This is a genomic window from Reinekea thalattae (assembly GCF_008041945.1).
Classification (GTDB): Bacteria; Pseudomonadota; Gammaproteobacteria; order Pseudomonadales; family Natronospirillaceae; genus Reinekea; species Reinekea thalattae.
The window spans coordinates 860626-877885 of the sequence record NZ_VKAD01000001.1 but is presented as its reverse complement, the minus strand read 5'-3'; the positions used below and the strand labels follow the sequence as shown (position 1 = coordinate 877885).

Genomic DNA, 17260 nt, shown 5'->3' with positions numbered 1-17260 from the left:
TACTAATTTTTTGATGCTAACTCGTTTCGTTAATTAGGTTAAGCTTTAGGGCTGCTGGTTGTCTGTGTAGGTTTTTTTAACACGATCGTAGGCGGTTTTTGTCGCCGTTGGTGAAAAGCCTTCTGGCACTTCATTACGAGCAAAAAAAGAAAAGGCGATTGCGCTGGCCACCCATTCAAACAGCTCGGCAGGCACTGCTCTACCGACATCGATTTGGCACAGTAGGTTAACCAGTTCTGGGTCTTCATAAACTGGCACCTGATGCTCTTTGGCTAAGGCTAGAATAGCTTCGGCTTGTTGGTTTTCACCGACGGCCGAAACAATCGGTGTTTTTCGATCTCGATATTTTAGCGTTGCTGCCTTGCTGACATCGGTCATGTTCTTACATCCACTAGATGATTGTCGCGATAATGTTGTTGTTCGGTTTCGACCTTTTTCGGCATGCCATGCTTGGTTTGCAAGGTGCGCTCACCGAGTCCTGCTGTCCATTGCTCTAAGTGACCTAGCAGTGTATTCATGTGCGCCAGCGTCGCTCTATCTTCACTCCAAAAGGTCAGGTTGGTGTGGCTGCTGTGGTAGTCGATATCGGCACAGACACGCGCCAAAGGATCCATTTTTAAATAGATACGCATACGCCAATGTTGCTGTGACTCTTCATCGTTTGATTGTTGTGACGATTTCTTTTTCGGTCGTTCTTGCCACCATTCAATATCGGCCCAGCTGGTTAAGCCTAACCAAATAAGGGGCAACTGCATTTGTTGTACCGGAGGCTGATCTGGTGCGCTCCACTGGTAAGCCGTGGTTTGAATCGCCATGTTTTGCAACCGTGCTTGGCTGTTTTCTAGCCAATTACGCAAGTTAAGCAGCTGAGCGCTTTCTTCGTTCGCCTCGTTTGCTTGGGCTGTATTCACCGAATTGTTAGACGTGGCTTGGTTGTTCGGTGATGCTTGGTCATTAGGCACAGGAGAGTCGGTTACGCGACTTTCGCCAGCCTTATTGAGTTGTGCCGCAGCTGCCTGTTTTAACAGAGCTTGCATGTCGTTGGGTGATGATTTCATCAACTGGTTTAGGGTGTTGATCCATTGGCTGAGCGTAATTTCCAGTGGTACAGGCTTTTGTTGGCTCTGTGTTTGGCTCGGCTCGGCTTTATCAGCACGGCTTGGTGCAGGGTTATGACTATTGGCGGTTTTAGGCGGCTCAAGCTGACTGTTGCTTAATGGGGTATTGGGCGAGTTGCTTGGAGAACGCTTCAAAGAGCCATTTAAAGTACTATTTGAAGAACTCGCTAAAGAGCTACTGGGTGCTGTATTTGGCTGAGTATTCAGTTGAGTATTAGCAGGCATCGGTTTATTGGCTTCAGTCGTGGTCTGATTAACCACAGACTGTGAGCTGTTCGTGTTCGTGTTCGTGTTCGTGTTCGTGTTCGTGTTTGTTGCCGTGGCTGGATTGGGCACAGGTACGGGCGGCTCATTTTTTGTTGGCTGCAATGCCGATGCTGCCAAACCAGCTTGCGTATTTTGTGCCGGTGGCACGGCAGCTGGCACCGTATTTTGTGGTGTTGCCGAAACCTGAGTGTTGGATGATGTCGAGGTTGCCGTTGCACTGCTCTCAGGTTTGAGGGCCGTTAATGGAATAAATACTGTTCGTGGTAAGGCTGGTTGCGTGCTTGCTGTTGTCGAGGCAGCTGGCGGTACGTTAGCGCTGTTATTGCTAGTGGTGCCTGAGGCATGAGCGATTGGTTTTGTTGCAGCCTCAGGTTTGGCTGCTTCAGGAGCTATGGGCTGTTGCAGTGGTGTTTTCGAACCTGCAGGCACGCTCAGCTCTGGCTTTAATGGTGTGTTTGCGGTTGCCGCTGCATTGTTGGCGGTACTGTTAGTGCTAGTACTTTGTTGTGTTTGGTTGGCTGTTTGCGCTAACGGGGTTTGCGCAGGCACTGTCGTTTGGCTGCCTTTTTCTGTACCTGTACCTGTTGGCGGTGCAGTCGCAGCCGGTTGAGCGGGTGCTTGTACTGGCTGAGGTTGCGGCCAAGGCTTTTCTGAACTGAGCGGTGTGAATTGGCTAATCCACTGTTGCAGTTGGTTGCCGTTTAAACTTTCTGGCTGTTGCGTCAGCCAGTTAACCAATGGCTGTAATGGTGGATAACGAGTGGCGAGCTGTTGCAGTTGTTGAGGGTTTAACGTTGGTGCTTGCTGGGCTTGGTTGTCGGCTTTGGGCAACACGTGAGCGCGCCAATAGTCCAACTCAATAGATACCAGTTTGGTTAGTTGGTCGTTCGATGGCTTCTCGGTACTGCGATAATTTTGCTGTTCATCAAGCTCTAGCAGCATTGTTGTGCCAGGTTTAACATAGCTGTCTGATTGCACCGTAATGGGAGGCTGGCTCTTGGGGTCATTCTGTAACACCAGCTCAAACAGGCTACCTTTGGCACCTTCGATAATGGTTTTTGCCTCTAATACCACAGTCGCTAATGGCGTTGTCAGCGGCACGCTGGTTTGTGTTTGCGTCGGCGTAGAATGGTTGGCCGAGCTTTGCTGACCGGTATTAATTCGCTGGCTTATTACTGTGCTGTCACTTGGAAGTTTGATTCCGTCTGAAGCCATGCTGACACAACCTTTGCTGTAATGGTTTTTACTCAATTATCGATATTGCAGCACAAATTTGAATTGGGTGCGAATGTCGATACTCGATAAGCATGAAAAGCTGTGTTTATAATGAATCATACGTCTTAAGGAAGGTTGCTATGACAACGCTGGCCGTGGCCACAAAGCTCCGCTGTGAACGCGACGATCGCTGTTTATTTGCAGACTTATCCTTTAGCGTCTCGCAAGGTGACATTCTGCATATCAAAGGCGCTAATGGTGCCGGTAAAACGACGCTACTGCGGCGCTTGGTGGGGCTGAATTCTTTTGTCGAAGGCGATGTTCAATTCCATCCTTCAGTTTCTGAGCGTGGCCAGCGTATCGACGGTCAGCGCTTTTGGTATTTGGCGCATCGGCCGGCGGTAACGCTTGCGCAAACAGCGCTAGAAAATCTACGTTATGCCGTTGCATTGCAACAACAAACATTAACCCGTTCAGCCTATTGGCAAGCACTGGCCGATGTCGGTTTAGCCGGTTATGAAGATGTGCCTGCGCATCGGCTTTCATCTGGGCAGCAACAGAGAATCGCATTAGCGCGGCTTTATTTGCCTTTGCCAGACGTCAAATTGTGGCTGCTAGACGAACCCTTTAATGCGCTCGACGCTAACGCTAGTGCTCAGCTCGAAGTTAACATGTTGAGGTTTGTTGAAGGTGGCGGCAGTGTCATTTTAATTAGCCATCATGAGTTTAACCATGCGTCGGTACAAGAATTGGTGATTGGTCAAGCTAATCAGTCGGTTAAAAAAGAGCAGCGACCATGTCTGTGATAACTGCAACCTTTAGGCGTGAGCTTACACTGGCTTATCGACGTCGAGCGCAGCTGTTAAACCCAATCTATTTTTTTGTTTTGGTGGTCAGCCTGTTCCCATTAGGCATTAGCACCGAGGCCTCAAAGCTTTCCGAAATCGCCGCTGGTATCTTGTCGGTTTGTGCATTGTTGGCAGCCTTGCTGTCGCTCGATTTATTGTTTCGTAGCGACTACCAAGACGGCTCGTTAGAGCAGATGCTCATAGCCAATGCTTCCAGCCAAATGATTGTACTGTGTAAAATAGTTAGCCATTGGTTGCTAACAGGCGTTCCGTTGGCTCTTGTTTCGCCGTTACTTGCTATGATGCTGGCTTTACCCGGTGACACGATCGGTTTGTTGGTGTTGACGTTATTATTAAGCACCTTTGCTTTGAGTCTTATTGGTAGTATTGGTGCTGCGCTGACCGTGGCTTTAGGTAATGGCGGCCTGTTATTGGCGATTTTGATATTGCCGTTATTAGTGCCGGTGCTTATTTTTGCCACCACAACCTTGCAAGCCGCTTCGCTGAATTTACCGTGGAACGGTTACTTGGCTTTTTTAGCTGCCTATACCGCAGCGGCGTTTGCGATTGTGCCTTGGCTGGTTGTGGCAGCATTAAAAATTACCCTATCGGATTCGGCTTAGTGTTTTGTTCGTTAGGCTGGTTCGGTTCGTTAACCTAGGTCTATTTTTGGGAGTTTGGTATTTACATGTGGCGCTCGTTGGTTAAAGGGTTTCATCGCTGGAGCTCACCAAAATGGTTTTATCAAATCTCCCAGCCTTGGAGTTTTTGGCTTGGCTGTTTAGGCGCATTAATTAGCCTTATTGCCATTGTCTGGGGTTTAGGCTTCGCGCCAGAAGAACGACTGCAAGGGAATAGTTATCGTATTATTTTTATTCATGTGCCAAGCGCGTTTCTTTCTCAGGCAATATACATCGGCATTGCGGTTGCCGGTGCTATAGGTTTGATCTGGCGTATAAAGTTGGCTTTTTATGTCGCAAAAGCCGCCATTGGTTTAGGCATTAGCATGGCATTTGTGGCATTGGTCACCGGTGCTATTTGGGGAAAACCGACTTGGGGCCAATGGTGGGTATGGGATATGCGAATTACCTCTATGCTGATTTTATTGCTGCTTTATGTTGGTTTGTGGGCGTTGCATAACGCCATTGAACACAGTGCCAGCGCCGATAAAGCCGCAGCCATTTTAGCCTTGGTTGGCGTGGTGAATATTCCGGTGATTAAGTTTTCGGTCAACCTAGTAACAACCTTGCATCAGCCAGCAACGTTAAAGCTGACAGAAAAAGCGCCCATGCACATCAGTATGCTAATACCCTTGTTGTTATCGATTTTAGGTTTTTATTTATCCTTTTTAGCCTTGTTGTTTATTCGTACTCGGCTAGAAATATTACACCGCGAAACTAAGGCTGCTTGGGCGCAACAAGAAATAGCACAGTTAGTGTATGGCGTTGTCAAAAGCCAAGGCAAAGGGGAATAGAGCGATGCCATTTAATAACCTCAGTGAATTTATTTTTATGGACGGTCATGGCGTATACGTTTGGCTTGCTTATGGTATCAGCGCTTTGGTGATTGTGATGAATTTATTGGCATTGCGTCTGTCCAAGAAAAAGCTGGTTCAACAATATCAACGGCAGTTGCGTCGGGAGCGGGGATGAACCCAAAAAGAAAACAGCGGCTAGTGTTAATTTTATTAGGCGTGATTGGTTTGGCGATTGCCGTCTTTTTGTTGCTTTATGCACTGCGACAAAATCTGAATTATTTTTATACTCCGACAGAAATTTCGGCTCAGTTAGCACCCCAAAATAAAGCCATTCGGGCCGGAGGGATGGTGTTGCCAGGCTCAGTTGTGCGCCATGCCGACTCACTGAGGGTCGACTTTAAAGTCACCGATTATGCTGCCACCATTGATGTTCGCTACGAGGGTGTTCTGCCCGATCTTTTTCAAGAGGGGCAGGGCGTAGTCGTGATGGGGCAGCTGCAAACAAGCGGGTTGTTCATGGCAGAATCCGTTTTAGCCAAACACGATGAAAGCTATATGCCGCCTGAAGTTACCCACGCATTAGAGCAAGCTGAATCGGCAAAATAATTTAAGGCTTTTACCCTTTATGATTCCTGAAATTGGACTGTTTTCTCTTATCCTAGCTTGGCTATTTTCGGCTTTACTTGCGGCGATACCGCTGCTTGGTGTAGTACAAAAAAAACCGGCCTTACAGCAAACCGCCAGTGCCTTTGCGTGCGCCAATTTCTTTTTTTTAATGCTCGCCTTTGCGATGTTGTTACACGCCTTTTATCACGACGATTTTTCAGTGGCTGTAGTGGCGGCCAATTCCAATAGTGCCTTACCCTGGTATTTCAAATTATCTGCCAGTTGGGGTAATCATGAAGGTTCGATGTTGCTTTGGTTGTTGATGCTTTCAACTTGGACATTGGCCGTTGTAGTTTTTGCCCGCAGCCTAACGATCGAATTAAAAGCTGCCGTGTTAGCTGTGCTGGGTATCGTGAGTGTCAGTTTTGCGACCTTCTTACTGTTTACATCTAATCCGTTTGAGCGGATTTTACCGAATGTACCGCCGGACGGTGCCGACCTTAATCCATTGCTGCAAGATATCGGTTTGATTCTGCATCCACCGATGCTTTATATGGGCTACGTTGGCTTTTCGGTGGCTTTTGCTTTTGCTGTCGCAGCGCTGATTACCGGCCGTTTCGATTCGGCATGGGTGCGTTGGTCACGACCTTGGACCAACATGGCTTGGGCGTTTTTAACGCTGGGTATCGCCTTAGGCAGCTGGTGGGCTTATTACGAACTCGGCTGGGGCGGCTGGTGGTTTTGGGACCCGGTTGAAAACGCTTCCTTTATGCCTTGGTTAGTTGGCACCGCACTGATTCATTCGCAAGCAGCGACAGAAAAGCGCAACCTGTTTAAGAGCTGGTCGATTCTGTTGGCGATCTTTGCGTTTTCGTTCAGCTTGTTAGGTACTTTTTTAGTTCGCTCTGGCGTGTTAACCAGCGTGCATGCCTTTGCTTCTGACCCTGAACGCGGCCTGTTTATGCTGATGATTCTTGCCGTTACCATTGGCGGTAGTTTGCTGCTCTATGCTGTGCAATCTCATAAAATAAAAAGCAGTGGCCAGTTTCAGTTAGTCTCGCGTGAAGCCTTTTTGTTGATGAACAATACTTTGCTGCTAGTCATAACCTTTGCTGTTTTGTTTGGCACGCTACTGCCACTTCTGGCAGATGCCTTTGGTTGGCGAAAGCTTTCTGTGGGCGCACCCTATTTTAATAGTGTATTTAATACGTTGATGGTATTGCTGCTTAGCCTGTTAGGTATTGGCCAGCTGTTACGCTGGAAAAAACATCGCCAACAGGGTTGGCTAAAGACCTTATTAGTGATGGCATCTTTTGCCGTTATTGTTGCGTTGATTCTGCCTTGGACGATTTCAGGCCAACTGCATTGGCAAGTATGGTTAGGTATGGCGTTGGTATTTTGGACTGTCGCCAGCCTGTTCCAGTTACTGATGAACCGGCTTAAGCACAGTCAATCCTTATGGGCTGGTATTAAAAAAATCGAACTGGGTTTTTGGGGTATGTGGTTGGCGCACTTAGGTCTTGTTGTTTCGACAACCGGCGTGGTGTTGGTTTCTAATTTCGATATTGAAAAAGACTTCCGCGTTGCTCAGGGTGAGTCTATCGAATTACCGCCGTACCGCTTCGATGTAGATCGCTTTATGTCGGTTGAAGGGCCAAACTATGTATCGGAACTAGGCATCGTTTCGGTGTTTAAAGACCAGCAACAGGTGGCTCTAGTGATGCCAGAAAAGCGTTATTACAATGTGCAGGGCAGCGTTATGACCGAAGCCGGAATCGATAGTAATTTACTGCGTGATATTTATGTTTCGATGGCCGAACCGTTGAATAACAGCGCCAGAGTTTGGGCTGTGCGTGTGCAGGTAAAACCCTTTGTTAGTTGGATTTGGTGGGGAGCGGCTATTATGTCTTTAGGTGCTGTGCTTGCTGCTAGCGATCGCCGTTACCGTAAGCGCGTCACTACAATGCAAGGCAGTGCAGCACAAGAAAGTGCAATACAAGACAGCTCAATACAAACAGCGCTAAACGAAAGAAGCACCAAACAAGAAACAGAGTGAGATGACACCATGAAAATTAGAATGATTTATTTATTGCCCTTAGTTTTTGTTGCCACGTTGTTGGGCTTGTTTGGTTTTGCTTTGGTCACTGGCGTTAATCCTAATGAAGTGCCATCGGCACTCATGGGCAAGCGGCTGCCAAAATTCTCGCTACCGATGTTGCAAGATGAGCAGAGCTCGGTAACCAGAAAAGAATTGCTCGGTGAGCCGTTTTTATTGAATGTTTGGGCAACCTGGTGTCGAGCCTGTAAATACGAACATCCGGTTTTAAATTCGCTTGCTGCCGATGGCGTTAAAATAGTTGGCTTGAATTATAAAGATCATCGCGATTATGCACTTAACTGGTTGCGTGATTATGCCGACCCTTACGCGGTCGATATTTACGATATTAATGGCAGTTTAGGGTTTGATTTGGGTGTTACCGGAGCACCAGAAACCTTCTTTATCGACTCCAAAGGTTACATTCAATATCGCTTTCAAGGGCCCATTACAGAGACCCTTTGGCAAGAGCAACTGAAGTCGATTTATGATGACATGGTCTAAAGTTTTAATCAGCAGCCTATTGCTGATGTTTTTTTGCCAAGGTACGGCTTGGTCGGCCGAAGAGTTATTGCAATTCGATAATGAGCAGCAACGACAGCGCTATTTGCAGCTGACCTTTGAACTGCGGTGCCCAAAGTGCCAGAACCAAAATGTCGCCGACTCCAACGCGCCCATTGCCGAAGATATCCGTACAAGAACCTATCAGCTGATACGCGAGGGCTATAGCGACCAAGAAATTATCGATTTCATGGTCGAGCGCTATACCGAATTTGTTATTTATAAACCGCAGCTGTCTTTCATTACGGTTTGGTTGTGGCTGTTACCGTTGGCTTTGCTGGTGCTGGGTTCTATTTTGGTGGTTCGCTTATCGGTGCGCGGTAAACAAACACCGCAAACCGATTTTAGTGCCGCTGAGCAAGCACGGTTGGACGAGCTGTTATCGAAGCCGGTACTTGAGGAGCGCGACTGATGCTTTACCTATGGATGTTACTGTTGTTACTACCGGCGCTGTTATTTTTATTGTTTGCCGTGCGGCTCAGAAAGCAGCTGATCAGCGCGCAAGATTCCACCATTCGAGCCATCGATATTCATCGTGAACAGTTGGCTCAGCTAGAACAGCAGTATCAGCAAGGTCAGCTCAACGAAGCGGATTACCATGCGCTTAAGCAAGAGCAGCAACGCGCTCTGTTAGCCGACAGTGCACTCAGTGTTGCGCCACAAAATAATAAAGCAGTACAGCAAAGTCGTCGTTTGGGCTATGGCTGGTGGTTGGGTTTATCGCTGCTGGTTTGCAGTGCTGCTTTTGTCGCTTACCAGCAGTTGGGTTCTGCCAGTGCGGTTAAGGTGCAGCAGCAGTTTGCCGAGCTTGCCAATGCCGATGAGTTCGACGCCGAAGCGGTGTATCGCGCCATCAGCGATTACCAAGCTCTCTTGCAAACACAGCCAGAAAACCTAGAAGGTTGGTTTCAGCTGGCGAATTTACAAAAAGACTTGCAGCTGTATCAGCCTGCGCTGGCCAGCTTCCAGCATCTGTTAAACCAAATACGCAGGGTGGAGCACAATGTGCTCGATGAAGCCAGCTTGCTGTCTTCAATCGGAGAGATGCACTTTTTCTTAGCGCAACGGCCAGAAGCATTGGCAGCGTTCGAGCAATCATTACAGCTGGCTCAAACCAACACAGCCTTAGGCTTAGCTGGCCGCGTCAGTTATGAATTAGGCCAGTACGAGCAGTCAATCGACTACTGGCTGCAATTAAAAAATGCTAATCCTGAGGCAGATATGAGCCTAATCGATGGCTTTATCGAAACCTCCATTGCAGCTTTAGCGGCGCAAGGCATCGATTACCAGCTCAGCGAACAGACACGGCTGCAATTAAAACTGTTGCTGCCCGAGGCTTGGCAAGGCTTAACGCCACAGGCGGCGCTGTTTGTTTATGCCCGAGTCCCGGGTGAGCGGCAGCCTATTGCGGTAAAGCGTTTGGCGGTGACGGCGCAACAGATGTCGATACTGTTGAGCGATAACGACAGCATGACCGGTGCGCAAATGGGCGATTTCAGCGAGCTGGAAGTGCTTGCCCGTATTTCGCTGTCTGGCTCTGCAAGCCCCAGCGCGGGAGACTGGCAAGCCGAACCGGTATTAGTTGCTCCGCAAAATCAGCCAGCGGTTTTACAGCTAACAATTCGCCAACCCTAGTGGGCGATTTATTTGGCAGAAGCTGCTGCTTCAGTACATGCTGGTTTGTATGTGAGAGCGTACGACAGAGGGCATTAATGTGGTGCAGTTGTCATTTTACTGACGTCATTATTTAAGTTGTTGTTTCTGAAAAGAAAAGTCTCTTTTGCTTAAGGTTTTCAGCGGGTAAGATTGACGCTAGAATCAACCTCTTATGCAGCACAGAAGAACACCGAATGCGCTTAAAAAGTATCAAACTTTCTGGTTTTAAATCCTTTGTCGATTCCACCAGAATTCCATTCCCGACCAACCTTTCGGCCATTGTTGGGCCAAACGGCTGTGGTAAGTCCAATACCATCGACGCCGTACGTTGGGTTATGGGGGAGTCTTCAGCGAAGCATTTGCGTGGTGAATCGAAAACCGACGTTATCTTCAACGGCAGTAATTCGCGTAAACCGGTGAGTCAGTGTAACGTTGAATTGGTGTTCGATAACTCAGATCACACCTTACGCGGTGAATTTGCCGCCTATAACGAAGTTTCTATTCGCCGTCGCGTTACTCGTGATGGTGACTCCAGCTATTTTCTAAACGGCACCAAATGCCGCCGTAAAGACGTTACCGACCTGTTTTTAGGTACCGGCCTTGGCCCGCGCTCTTACTCCATTATCGAGCAGGGCATGATTTCTCGCTTGATCGAATCCAAACCTGAAGAGCTGCGAGTTTACATTGAAGAAGCCGCCGGTATTTCACGCTATAAAGAGCGCCGCCGCGAAACCGAAAACCGCATGCGCCGCACACATGAAAACCTAGAGCGTTTAACCGACATCCGCGAAGAGCTGGACCGTCAGCTGCAACATTTGCATCGCCAAGCGCAATCGGCCGAAAAATACAAAAAGCTAAAGCAAGAAGAACGAACCACCAAGGCGCAACTGTCAGCCTTACGCTGGCAGCGTTTGAATAACGAAGTCAGTGAACACGAACTTGCCATCAGCGAGCTAGAAACCAAGTACGAATCCTTTGTCACTCAGCAGCGCCATATCGATACCGAAATGGAAGTGGTACGCGAACAACACCACGAAGCCTCCGAAGCCTTCAATCAGGTGCAAGAGCGCTTTTATCAGCTCGGCAATGAAATCGCTCGCTTTGAGCAAACCATTGCGCACCGCCAAGAGCAGTCAGCGCAATTGCTGCAAGACATTCAAGACGCTGAACGAGTCTTGCATGAGGCTTCAATTGAATCTCAGTCAGACAATGAGCTGGTCGAAGAGAAGCGCGAAACGCTGGAGTTTTTAGAGCCCGAAATTGAAGCCGCGGCAGAAAAATCTGAGCAGCTCACTGAGCAGCTAACCGAACTGGAAGAGAAGCAAGCGCAATGGCAAACCCGTTGGGATGCCTTTAACCAAAATGCACAAGGCCCTAAGCGCCAAGCCGAAGTTGCTCAGTCGCGTATTCAGCATTTAGAGCGAGTGCTCGACCAATACCATCGTCGGCAAGAAACGTTGCATCAAGAGCGCCAACAGATTGAAGCGAACCCAGAATCGGAAGTGTTAACTCAGCTGATCGAAGAATCCGAAATGCTCGACGATAAAGCCGAGCAAGTGCAAGCTCAGCTTGAAGAGTTGACGCAGCGTCAGCATCAATACCGAGAATTAGTAGAGCAAAAGCGCAGCGAATTAGAGCAAGCAAAAAACCAACTGCAACAAAAGTCGGCGCGCCACAGCACGGTAAAAGCCTTGATTAAAGCCTCAATGGCAGAAGAATCCGAAGGCGTGCAAAACTGGTTGAGCAGTCATCAATTACGTGAAGCCAAACGCCTAGCGCAAGACCTACAGGTCGAAGCAGGCTGGGAGCAAGCCGTCGAAATGGTGCTTGGCGGTTCATTACAAGCCATTCAGGTCGACAATATTGCGGAATTGCCAGATGCTTTAGCGCGTTTTAAAGACGGTGAATTAGCCTTAATAGATCGTGGCAATAGCGGTGCAGCGACTGCCGATACGCTGTTAACTAAGGTAACCAGTTCGACAGACCTCAGCGGTTGGTTAGGCAGTGTTTACCTTGCCGAAAACCTACAGCAAGCCTTGGATAAGCGCGCCACACTAAAAGCCGGCGAAAGCCTAATCACGCCCGAAGGCATTTGGTTGGGTGCTAACTGGCTGCGTATGCGCAGCGGCGAAGACAGCCAAAACGGTCTGCTGAGTTTGCAGCAAGAACTAGAAACACTGGAAGAGTTGGTAGACGAGCTAGAAGTCGCCGAAGAAGATTTATCGGTCGACCTCGACGCCGTGCAATTGCAGCTTAAAACCATCGAAAACGAACGTGAGCAGCGCCAAGCGGAATTCCAACAGCTGAGCCGCGAACAGGCCGAAGTGAAAGCACAGCTTAGCGGTAAGCGTGTTCAGGCAGAAGAGCTTAAAGCGCGTAAAGCTCGCCTCGATCAAGACATCGAAGAGCTAGAAGCGCAAATGCTTGAAGAGCGTGAAGCCTTAGCCATGACGCGCGAAGAACTGCAGCAATCGCTCGACTCAATGGAAGACGATGTCGAAGAACGCGAAGCCTTATTGGCGGCGCGTGAACAAAGCCGTATCGCAATCGATGAGCAGCGAGATTTGGTACGCCAAGCACGTGATGCTCAGCATCAGCTACAGTTAAAACAGCAGCAGTTACAGTCGGAAGTGAACAGTTTCCAAACTTCACTTGAACGTGCCAAAAATCAAAAAAATCGTGCCGCTGAACGAGTTGAAAAACTGAAAGCTCAGCTGCAACAAAAAGACGATCCTGATGACGATATTCAGTTAGAACTGGAAGCAAAGTTAGAACAGCGCGTCGAGCTGGAAGGTCAATTAGGTGAAAAGCGTATTGTGGTAGAAACTGCAGATGCCAAAATGCGAGACATGGAACAAAGTCGTCATTCGCTCGACCAGCAAGCCATGACAGTGCGTAGTGAATTAGAGCAAAGCCGTATGGCAGCGCAAGCGGTTATGACACGACGCACAACCCTGCAAGAACAGTTACAAGAGCAGCAGTACGATCTTGCAACCGTGCTCGAAACCTTGCCGGAAGAGGCTAACGAAGCCGACTGGGAAGCCGCATTAGAACGCCTAGCGGCACAGGTTCAGCGTTTAGGGCCAATCAACTTGGCGGCAATTGAAGAGTACCAAACGCAGAGTGAGCGTAAGCGTTACTTGGATGAGCAAGACCAAGATTTACAACGCGCCTTAGAAGTATTGGAAAACGCTATTCGCAAAATCGATAAAGAAACGCGAACACGATTTAAAGAAACGTTCGACAAAATTAACGCTGGCTTAAAAGAGCTGTTCCCGAAAGTATTTGGCGGTGGCCATGCTTATTTGGAAATGACCAGCGAAGATCTGTTGGATACCGGCGTTGCCATTATGGCGCGTCCACCGGGTAAAAAGAACAGCACCATTCACCTGCTTTCTGGTGGTGAAAAAGCCTTAACGGCAATTGCCTTGGTGTTCTCGATTTTCCGTTTGAATCCAGCACCGTTTTGTATGTTGGATGAAGTGGACGCACCGTTGGATGATGCCAACGTTGGCCGTTACGCCAAACTGGTTGAGGCAATGTCTGAGCACGTGCAGTTTATTTATATCACCCACAACAAAGGCGCGATGGAAATGGCGCACCAATTGATGGGTGTCACCATGAACGAGCCGGGTGTTTCTCGACTGGTATCGGTGAATGTTGAAGAGGCCGCAGAACTGGCTGCTATGTAATAAGTTGTACGGCACCAGTTTAAACCGGTTTCGATTTTTTAGGCTAACAACGGGCGCTTAAATAAAAGGCTGCATAAGACAACAAACCAAGCGGACGTAAACACTCGGGTTGCACAATTTATCGGTTTGCACAATTTAAAAGCATTGAGGCTGTTTTCAGTACGGGCTGCAAAGTACGGATAGCAAGGTAGCGATATCAAAGTACCAATAGCAAAGTACCAATAGCAAAGTACAGATAACAAAGAGAGTACAGCGGTGAGAGAGATCATTATATTTTTAGGCCTAATCGCCATCAGCCTTATTATTTGGGATGGTCTTAGGCGCATGAAGGCGGCCAACAAAAAAGCCGACGATGATTACCAAGACCCAGAAGAGCTGGCGCGTAAAGCACAAATAGCCCGTGAGTTACCAAACGGCGGTGCGCGCGTGCGCAAACAAAAAAAAGCCGCAACACCAGCTCCTGAAAATACAGACACAAATACCGAAGCTCATACCGCGACTAACAAAAGTTTAACTCGTCTTAACCTGCAAGAACGTGTGCCCATGCTGATGGAGCGCATCGAGCTGGACGACGAAGCAGAGCAAGCCTCAACAGAAGCAACAGCAGATACCGAACAGGCCGAACTCGATTTTGGTGCTCAGCTTTCCATTGATGACATCGACGAACAACCGGTTTCGCTAAGCAGCAATCAACCCACTAATGCAGAATTAGAAAGCATTGAAGCTGAGCTTTTGCCTGAAGAACAAGAGCAGTCAGAACCGGAACAGATAGAACCAGAATTTGATGAATCAGGGCTTGCTGAATCAGAATTTGAAGACAAAGACTTAACTGAGCCAGCATCAGAAGAACCAGAATCGCAGCCTGCTACAGCGATCTCGGCAGAGCAGGCCGAAGCAGGCTTGGAATCAGCCGAAGAGCTGGAGCCGGTTGAAGATCTGGTGATCATGCATGTCATGGCCAAGCAAGGCCAAGAGCTTTCTGGCTCCGAAATTTTAGAGCTGTTACTCGCCTCTGGTTTACGCCACGGCCCAATGGGCATATTCCATTACCGTAATCCAAAAGGCCAAACCGAATTCTCACTGGCTAACTGCGTGCATCCGGGTACCTTTAACCCCGATGCGATGAGCCAGCTCAACACGCCGGGTATTACCCTGTTTTTGCAGTTGCCGTCACGCGCCAATAGCATGGAAGCGTTTGAGCACATGTATCAAATGGGCACATATCTAGCGAAAAAACTCGACGCTGATTTACTGGACGAAGAGCACAGCACGGTCACCGCACAACGCTGTGAATACTATCGCGAAAAACTCCGTGCCTTTGCTCGCTCTAAACTGTTGCCAGACTAGCCTTTGGCAACCACAAACCAATCTGCTGCTGAGTTGTTCTCGGCAATCCTTTTTTGTGCGGTTGCCGCCGCGTTTTATCAGTAATAGGTAGTCACCAAGATGGCCTCTGAACAGCAACACTACATCGATTTAATCGCAGAAATTAACGCTCTAGATTATCAATACTATGTACTGAATGAATCCAGCGTGCCGGATGCACAATACGATCGGCTCATGGCTGAGCTGCGTAAGCTAGAAGCAGAAAACCCACAGTGGATTACACCGACTTCACCAACTCAGCGCGTTGCTGGTACGCCGCAATCAGGCTTCGAAACAGTAACGCACCGAATTCCAATGCTGTCGTTGGATAACGCCTTTAGTGATGAAGACTTAAGTGCTTTTGTAAAACGCCTGCAAGATCGTATGAACTCCAGCGAGACCATCGAATTTGCCTGTGAACCTAAACTCGACGGCATTGCTGTGAGCCTGATGTATGAAAACGGCCAATTAGTGCAGGGCGCAACGCGAGGCGACGGCACAACAGGCGAAGATATTACCGCTAACGTGCGTACCATTCGCAGCATTCCATTGCAGCTTAAAGGCTCAGGTTGGCCGCAGTTGTTAGAAGTGCGCGGCGAAATTTATATTCCCAAACAGGGCTTTGAGCAGATGAACGCCAAGGCCATCGAGCAGGGCGAAAAAACCTTTGTTAACCCGCGTAATGCTGCCTCGGGCAGTTTACGTCAGTTAGACCCTCGGCTTACCGCCAAACGGTCTCTAGAAATGTGTTGTTATTCGGTTGGCTTTTATGAAGGTGGCGAATTGCCAGCGACGCAAAGCGAGCTGATGGCGCAGTTCGGTCAGTGGGGTTTAAAAATTAACGACGAGCAAGCCGTAGTGCAGGGCGTGCAGGGTATTGTCGATTATTACAACCAATTGGCCGAGCGTCGTAACGATTTGGCCTACGAGATTGACGGTATTGTCTATAAGGTTAACGCCTTTAATTTGCAAACGCGTTTGGGTTTTGTATCGCGTGCGCCGCGTTGGGCCATTGCGCGTAAATTCCCAGCACAAGAAGAAATGACAACTCTGCTCGATGTCGATTTCCAAGTCGGCCGCACCGGCACCTTAACGCCAGTCGCTCGCTTAGAACCGGTGTTTGTTGGCGGTGTGACTGTGAGCAATGCAACGCTGCATAACCTTGATGAGATCGAACGCTTAGATGTCCGCATTGGCGACACTGTGATTATTCGTCGCGCTGGCGATGTGATCCCGCAGGTTGCCAAAGTCGTAATAGAAAAGCGCACCGCAGCGGCAAGTGAAATTAAAATTCCAAGCCAGTGCCCCGTGTGTGAATCCAATGTTGAACGCGTTAAAGGCGAGGCCGCATTGCGCTGTACTGGCGGTATGGTTTGCCCTGCTCAGCGGCGCGAAGCGTTAAAGCATTTTGTCTCGCGCAAAGCGATGGATATCGACGGCTTTGGTGAAAAAATTGTCGATGCTCTATTAACCGCCAATAAATTGCATTCGGCCAGCGATATTTACGAGCTGCAAGTCGACGAGTTAGCACAGCTCGATCGCATGGCAGAAAAGTCGGCATCTAATTTAGTTGCCGCCATTAATAAAAGTAAGCAGACAACATTGCCGCGCTTTTTGTATGCCTTAGGCATTCGTGAAGTGGGTGAAACCACAGCGCGTAATTTAGCGCAACACTTCACCACACTAGAGCGAATTATCAGCGCTAGCATAGAGCACTTGCTCGAAGTGGAAGACGTTGGCCCCATCGTTGCCGAACATGTGGTGAACTACTTTGCCGAAGAGCAAAACGTCATGGAAATTCAGCGCCTAATCGCCTTAGGTGTCGAATGGCCAGACACAGTAATAAACAATGAAGCGTTGCCACTTACCGGACAGACTTGGGTAGTAACAGGCAAAATTTCACAAATGAGTCGTGACGAAGCGAAAGATTATTTACTCAGCCTAGGCGCTAAAGTTGCTGGCAGCGTTTCTGCTAAAACCAATCAGGTGGTTGCAGGCCCAGGTGCTGGCAGCAAACTTAAAAAAGCAGAAGAGCTGGATATTCCCGTTATGGATGAAGCCGACTTCATTGCTTGGTTAACTGAACAGGGCTTGTGGAACAGCTAATGATTATTCCGTATCAGCAACTGCAAGCCGAAACACTACAAGCCATTTGTGAAGACTGGCTTAGCCGTCAAGCGCAAGAATGGCTCGGCGATGCCGACGAAAAACAGCAGGCGATAGAACAGGTAATGCAGGCACTGAAAACTAAACAGCTGCTGATTACTTGGGATGAAGAAATGAACAGCCTCGGCATGATTCCAGCCGATCAGCTCGACGCTTCAGAATAAAATAACGCCACAAAAAACATAAAAGAGAAC

At 48.5% G+C, this 17260-nt stretch carries 14 protein-coding genes and 1 pseudogene; 13 read left to right on the top strand and 2 right to left on the bottom strand.

Annotation, left to right across the window (positions count from 1 at the left end; all coding sequences use genetic code 11):
- Positions 1 to 45 precede the first annotated feature (45 nt).
- Positions 46 to 378 (bottom strand): EscU/YscU/HrcU family type III secretion system export apparatus switch protein, encoded by a 333-nt coding sequence (locus tag FME95_RS04015; RefSeq protein ID WP_147713133.1) that lies wholly within the window; start codon positions 376 to 378, stop codon positions 46 to 48.
- The gene (locus tag FME95_RS04010; protein ID WP_147713132.1) at positions 375 to 2600 is read right to left on the bottom strand and encodes a hypothetical protein; all 2226 of its coding nucleotides are present in this window, start codon (positions 2598 to 2600) and stop codon (positions 375 to 377) included. The genes FME95_RS04015 and FME95_RS04010 overlap by 4 nt, the downstream gene beginning before the upstream one ends.
- Before the next feature lie 140 nt (positions 2601 to 2740).
- Between FME95_RS04010 and ccmA the strand changes: the two genes are divergently transcribed.
- From ccmA to FME95_RS03945, 13 genes and pseudogenes are all read left to right on the top strand, one after another.
- Positions 2741 to 3406 carry a cytochrome c biogenesis heme-transporting ATPase CcmA gene (gene ccmA, locus FME95_RS04005; protein WP_147713131.1) on the top strand — a complete coding sequence of 222 codons (666 nt, stop codon included), beginning with the start codon at positions 2741 to 2743 and terminating at the stop codon, positions 3404 to 3406.
- Positions 3397 to 4071, top strand: coding sequence for a heme exporter protein CcmB (ccmB, locus tag FME95_RS04000; RefSeq protein ID WP_147713130.1), 675 nt, complete (start codon positions 3397 to 3399; stop codon positions 4069 to 4071). The genes ccmA and ccmB overlap by 10 nt, the downstream gene beginning before the upstream one ends.
- Positions 4072 to 4124: 53 nt before the next feature.
- Positions 4125 to 4922, top strand: a pseudogene (gene ccmC / locus FME95_RS03995) (heme ABC transporter permease CcmC); the annotation flags it as partial.
- A gap of 4 nt (positions 4923 to 4926) precedes the next feature.
- Positions 4927 to 5100, top strand: coding sequence for a heme exporter protein CcmD (gene ccmD / locus FME95_RS03990; RefSeq protein ID WP_147713128.1), 174 nt, complete (start codon positions 4927 to 4929; stop codon positions 5098 to 5100).
- A complete protein-coding gene (gene ccmE / locus FME95_RS03985; protein WP_147713127.1) occupies positions 5097 to 5531 on the top strand; it encodes a cytochrome c maturation protein CcmE in 435 nt (144 codons plus the stop codon). Before ccmD ends, ccmE begins: the two co-directional genes overlap by 4 nt.
- Positions 5532 to 5550: 19 nt before the next feature.
- The gene (locus FME95_RS03980) at positions 5551 to 7587 is read left to right on the top strand and encodes a heme lyase CcmF/NrfE family subunit (protein ID WP_147713126.1); all 2037 of its coding nucleotides are present in this window, start codon (positions 5551 to 5553) and stop codon (positions 7585 to 7587) included.
- 9 nt (positions 7588 to 7596) lie between these two features.
- Positions 7597 to 8130: a DsbE family thiol:disulfide interchange protein gene (locus FME95_RS03975; protein WP_147713125.1), complete on the top strand. Its 534-nt coding sequence runs from the start codon at positions 7597 to 7599 to the stop codon at positions 8128 to 8130.
- Positions 8117 to 8599 (top strand): cytochrome c-type biogenesis protein, encoded by a 483-nt coding sequence (locus FME95_RS03970; RefSeq protein WP_222709902.1) that lies wholly within the window; start codon positions 8117 to 8119, stop codon positions 8597 to 8599. The genes FME95_RS03975 and FME95_RS03970 overlap by 14 nt, the downstream gene beginning before the upstream one ends.
- On the top strand, positions 8599 to 9822 hold the full coding sequence (ccmI, locus tag FME95_RS03965; protein WP_147713124.1) for a c-type cytochrome biogenesis protein CcmI: 1224 nt from the start codon (positions 8599 to 8601) through the stop codon (positions 9820 to 9822). Before FME95_RS03970 ends, ccmI begins: the two co-directional genes overlap by 1 nt.
- Before the next feature lie 215 nt (positions 9823 to 10037).
- Positions 10038 to 13535: a chromosome segregation protein SMC gene (gene smc, locus FME95_RS03960; RefSeq protein ID WP_147713123.1), complete on the top strand. Its 3498-nt coding sequence runs from the start codon at positions 10038 to 10040 to the stop codon at positions 13533 to 13535.
- Positions 13536 to 13790: 255 nt separating this feature from the next.
- The gene (gene zipA, locus FME95_RS03955) at positions 13791 to 14882 is read left to right on the top strand and encodes a cell division protein ZipA (RefSeq protein ID WP_147713122.1); all 1092 of its coding nucleotides are present in this window, start codon (positions 13791 to 13793) and stop codon (positions 14880 to 14882) included.
- A gap of 99 nt (positions 14883 to 14981) precedes the next feature.
- A complete protein-coding gene (gene ligA, locus FME95_RS03950; protein WP_147713121.1) occupies positions 14982 to 17006 on the top strand; it encodes an NAD-dependent DNA ligase LigA in 2025 nt (674 codons plus the stop codon).
- Positions 17006 to 17230 (top strand): YheU family protein, encoded by a 225-nt coding sequence (locus FME95_RS03945; protein WP_147713120.1) that lies wholly within the window; start codon positions 17006 to 17008, stop codon positions 17228 to 17230. The genes ligA and FME95_RS03945 overlap by 1 nt, the downstream gene beginning before the upstream one ends.
- The last annotated feature ends 30 nt before the right edge of the window (positions 17231 to 17260 follow it).

Excerpts from the sequence above, each read along its gene's own strand:
- FME95_RS04015 (WP_147713133.1), bottom strand. The coding sequence starts at position 378 with ATGACCGATGTCAGCAAGGCAGCAACGCTAAAATATCGAGATCGAAAA.
- FME95_RS04010 (WP_147713132.1), bottom strand. The coding sequence starts at position 2,600 with ATGGCTTCAGACGGAATCAAACTTCCAAGTGACAGCACAGTAATAAGC.
- ccmA (WP_147713131.1), top strand. The coding sequence starts at position 2,741 with ATGACAACGCTGGCCGTGGCCACAAAGCTCCGCTGTGAACGCGACGAT.
- ccmB (WP_147713130.1), top strand. The coding sequence starts at position 3,397 with ATGTCTGTGATAACTGCAACCTTTAGGCGTGAGCTTACACTGGCTTAT.
- ccmD (WP_147713128.1), top strand. The coding sequence starts at position 4,927 with ATGCCATTTAATAACCTCAGTGAATTTATTTTTATGGACGGTCATGGC.
- ccmE (WP_147713127.1), top strand. The coding sequence starts at position 5,097 with ATGAACCCAAAAAGAAAACAGCGGCTAGTGTTAATTTTATTAGGCGTG.
- FME95_RS03980 (WP_147713126.1), top strand. The coding sequence starts at position 5,551 with ATGATTCCTGAAATTGGACTGTTTTCTCTTATCCTAGCTTGGCTATTT.
- FME95_RS03975 (WP_147713125.1), top strand. The coding sequence starts at position 7,597 with ATGAAAATTAGAATGATTTATTTATTGCCCTTAGTTTTTGTTGCCACG.
- FME95_RS03970 (WP_222709902.1), top strand. The coding sequence starts at position 8,117 with ATGACATGGTCTAAAGTTTTAATCAGCAGCCTATTGCTGATGTTTTTT.
- ccmI (WP_147713124.1), top strand. The coding sequence starts at position 8,599 with ATGCTTTACCTATGGATGTTACTGTTGTTACTACCGGCGCTGTTATTT.
- smc (WP_147713123.1), top strand. The coding sequence starts at position 10,038 with ATGCGCTTAAAAAGTATCAAACTTTCTGGTTTTAAATCCTTTGTCGAT.
- ligA (WP_147713121.1), top strand. The coding sequence starts at position 14,982 with ATGGCCTCTGAACAGCAACACTACATCGATTTAATCGCAGAAATTAAC.
- FME95_RS03945 (WP_147713120.1), top strand. The coding sequence starts at position 17,006 with ATGATTATTCCGTATCAGCAACTGCAAGCCGAAACACTACAAGCCATT.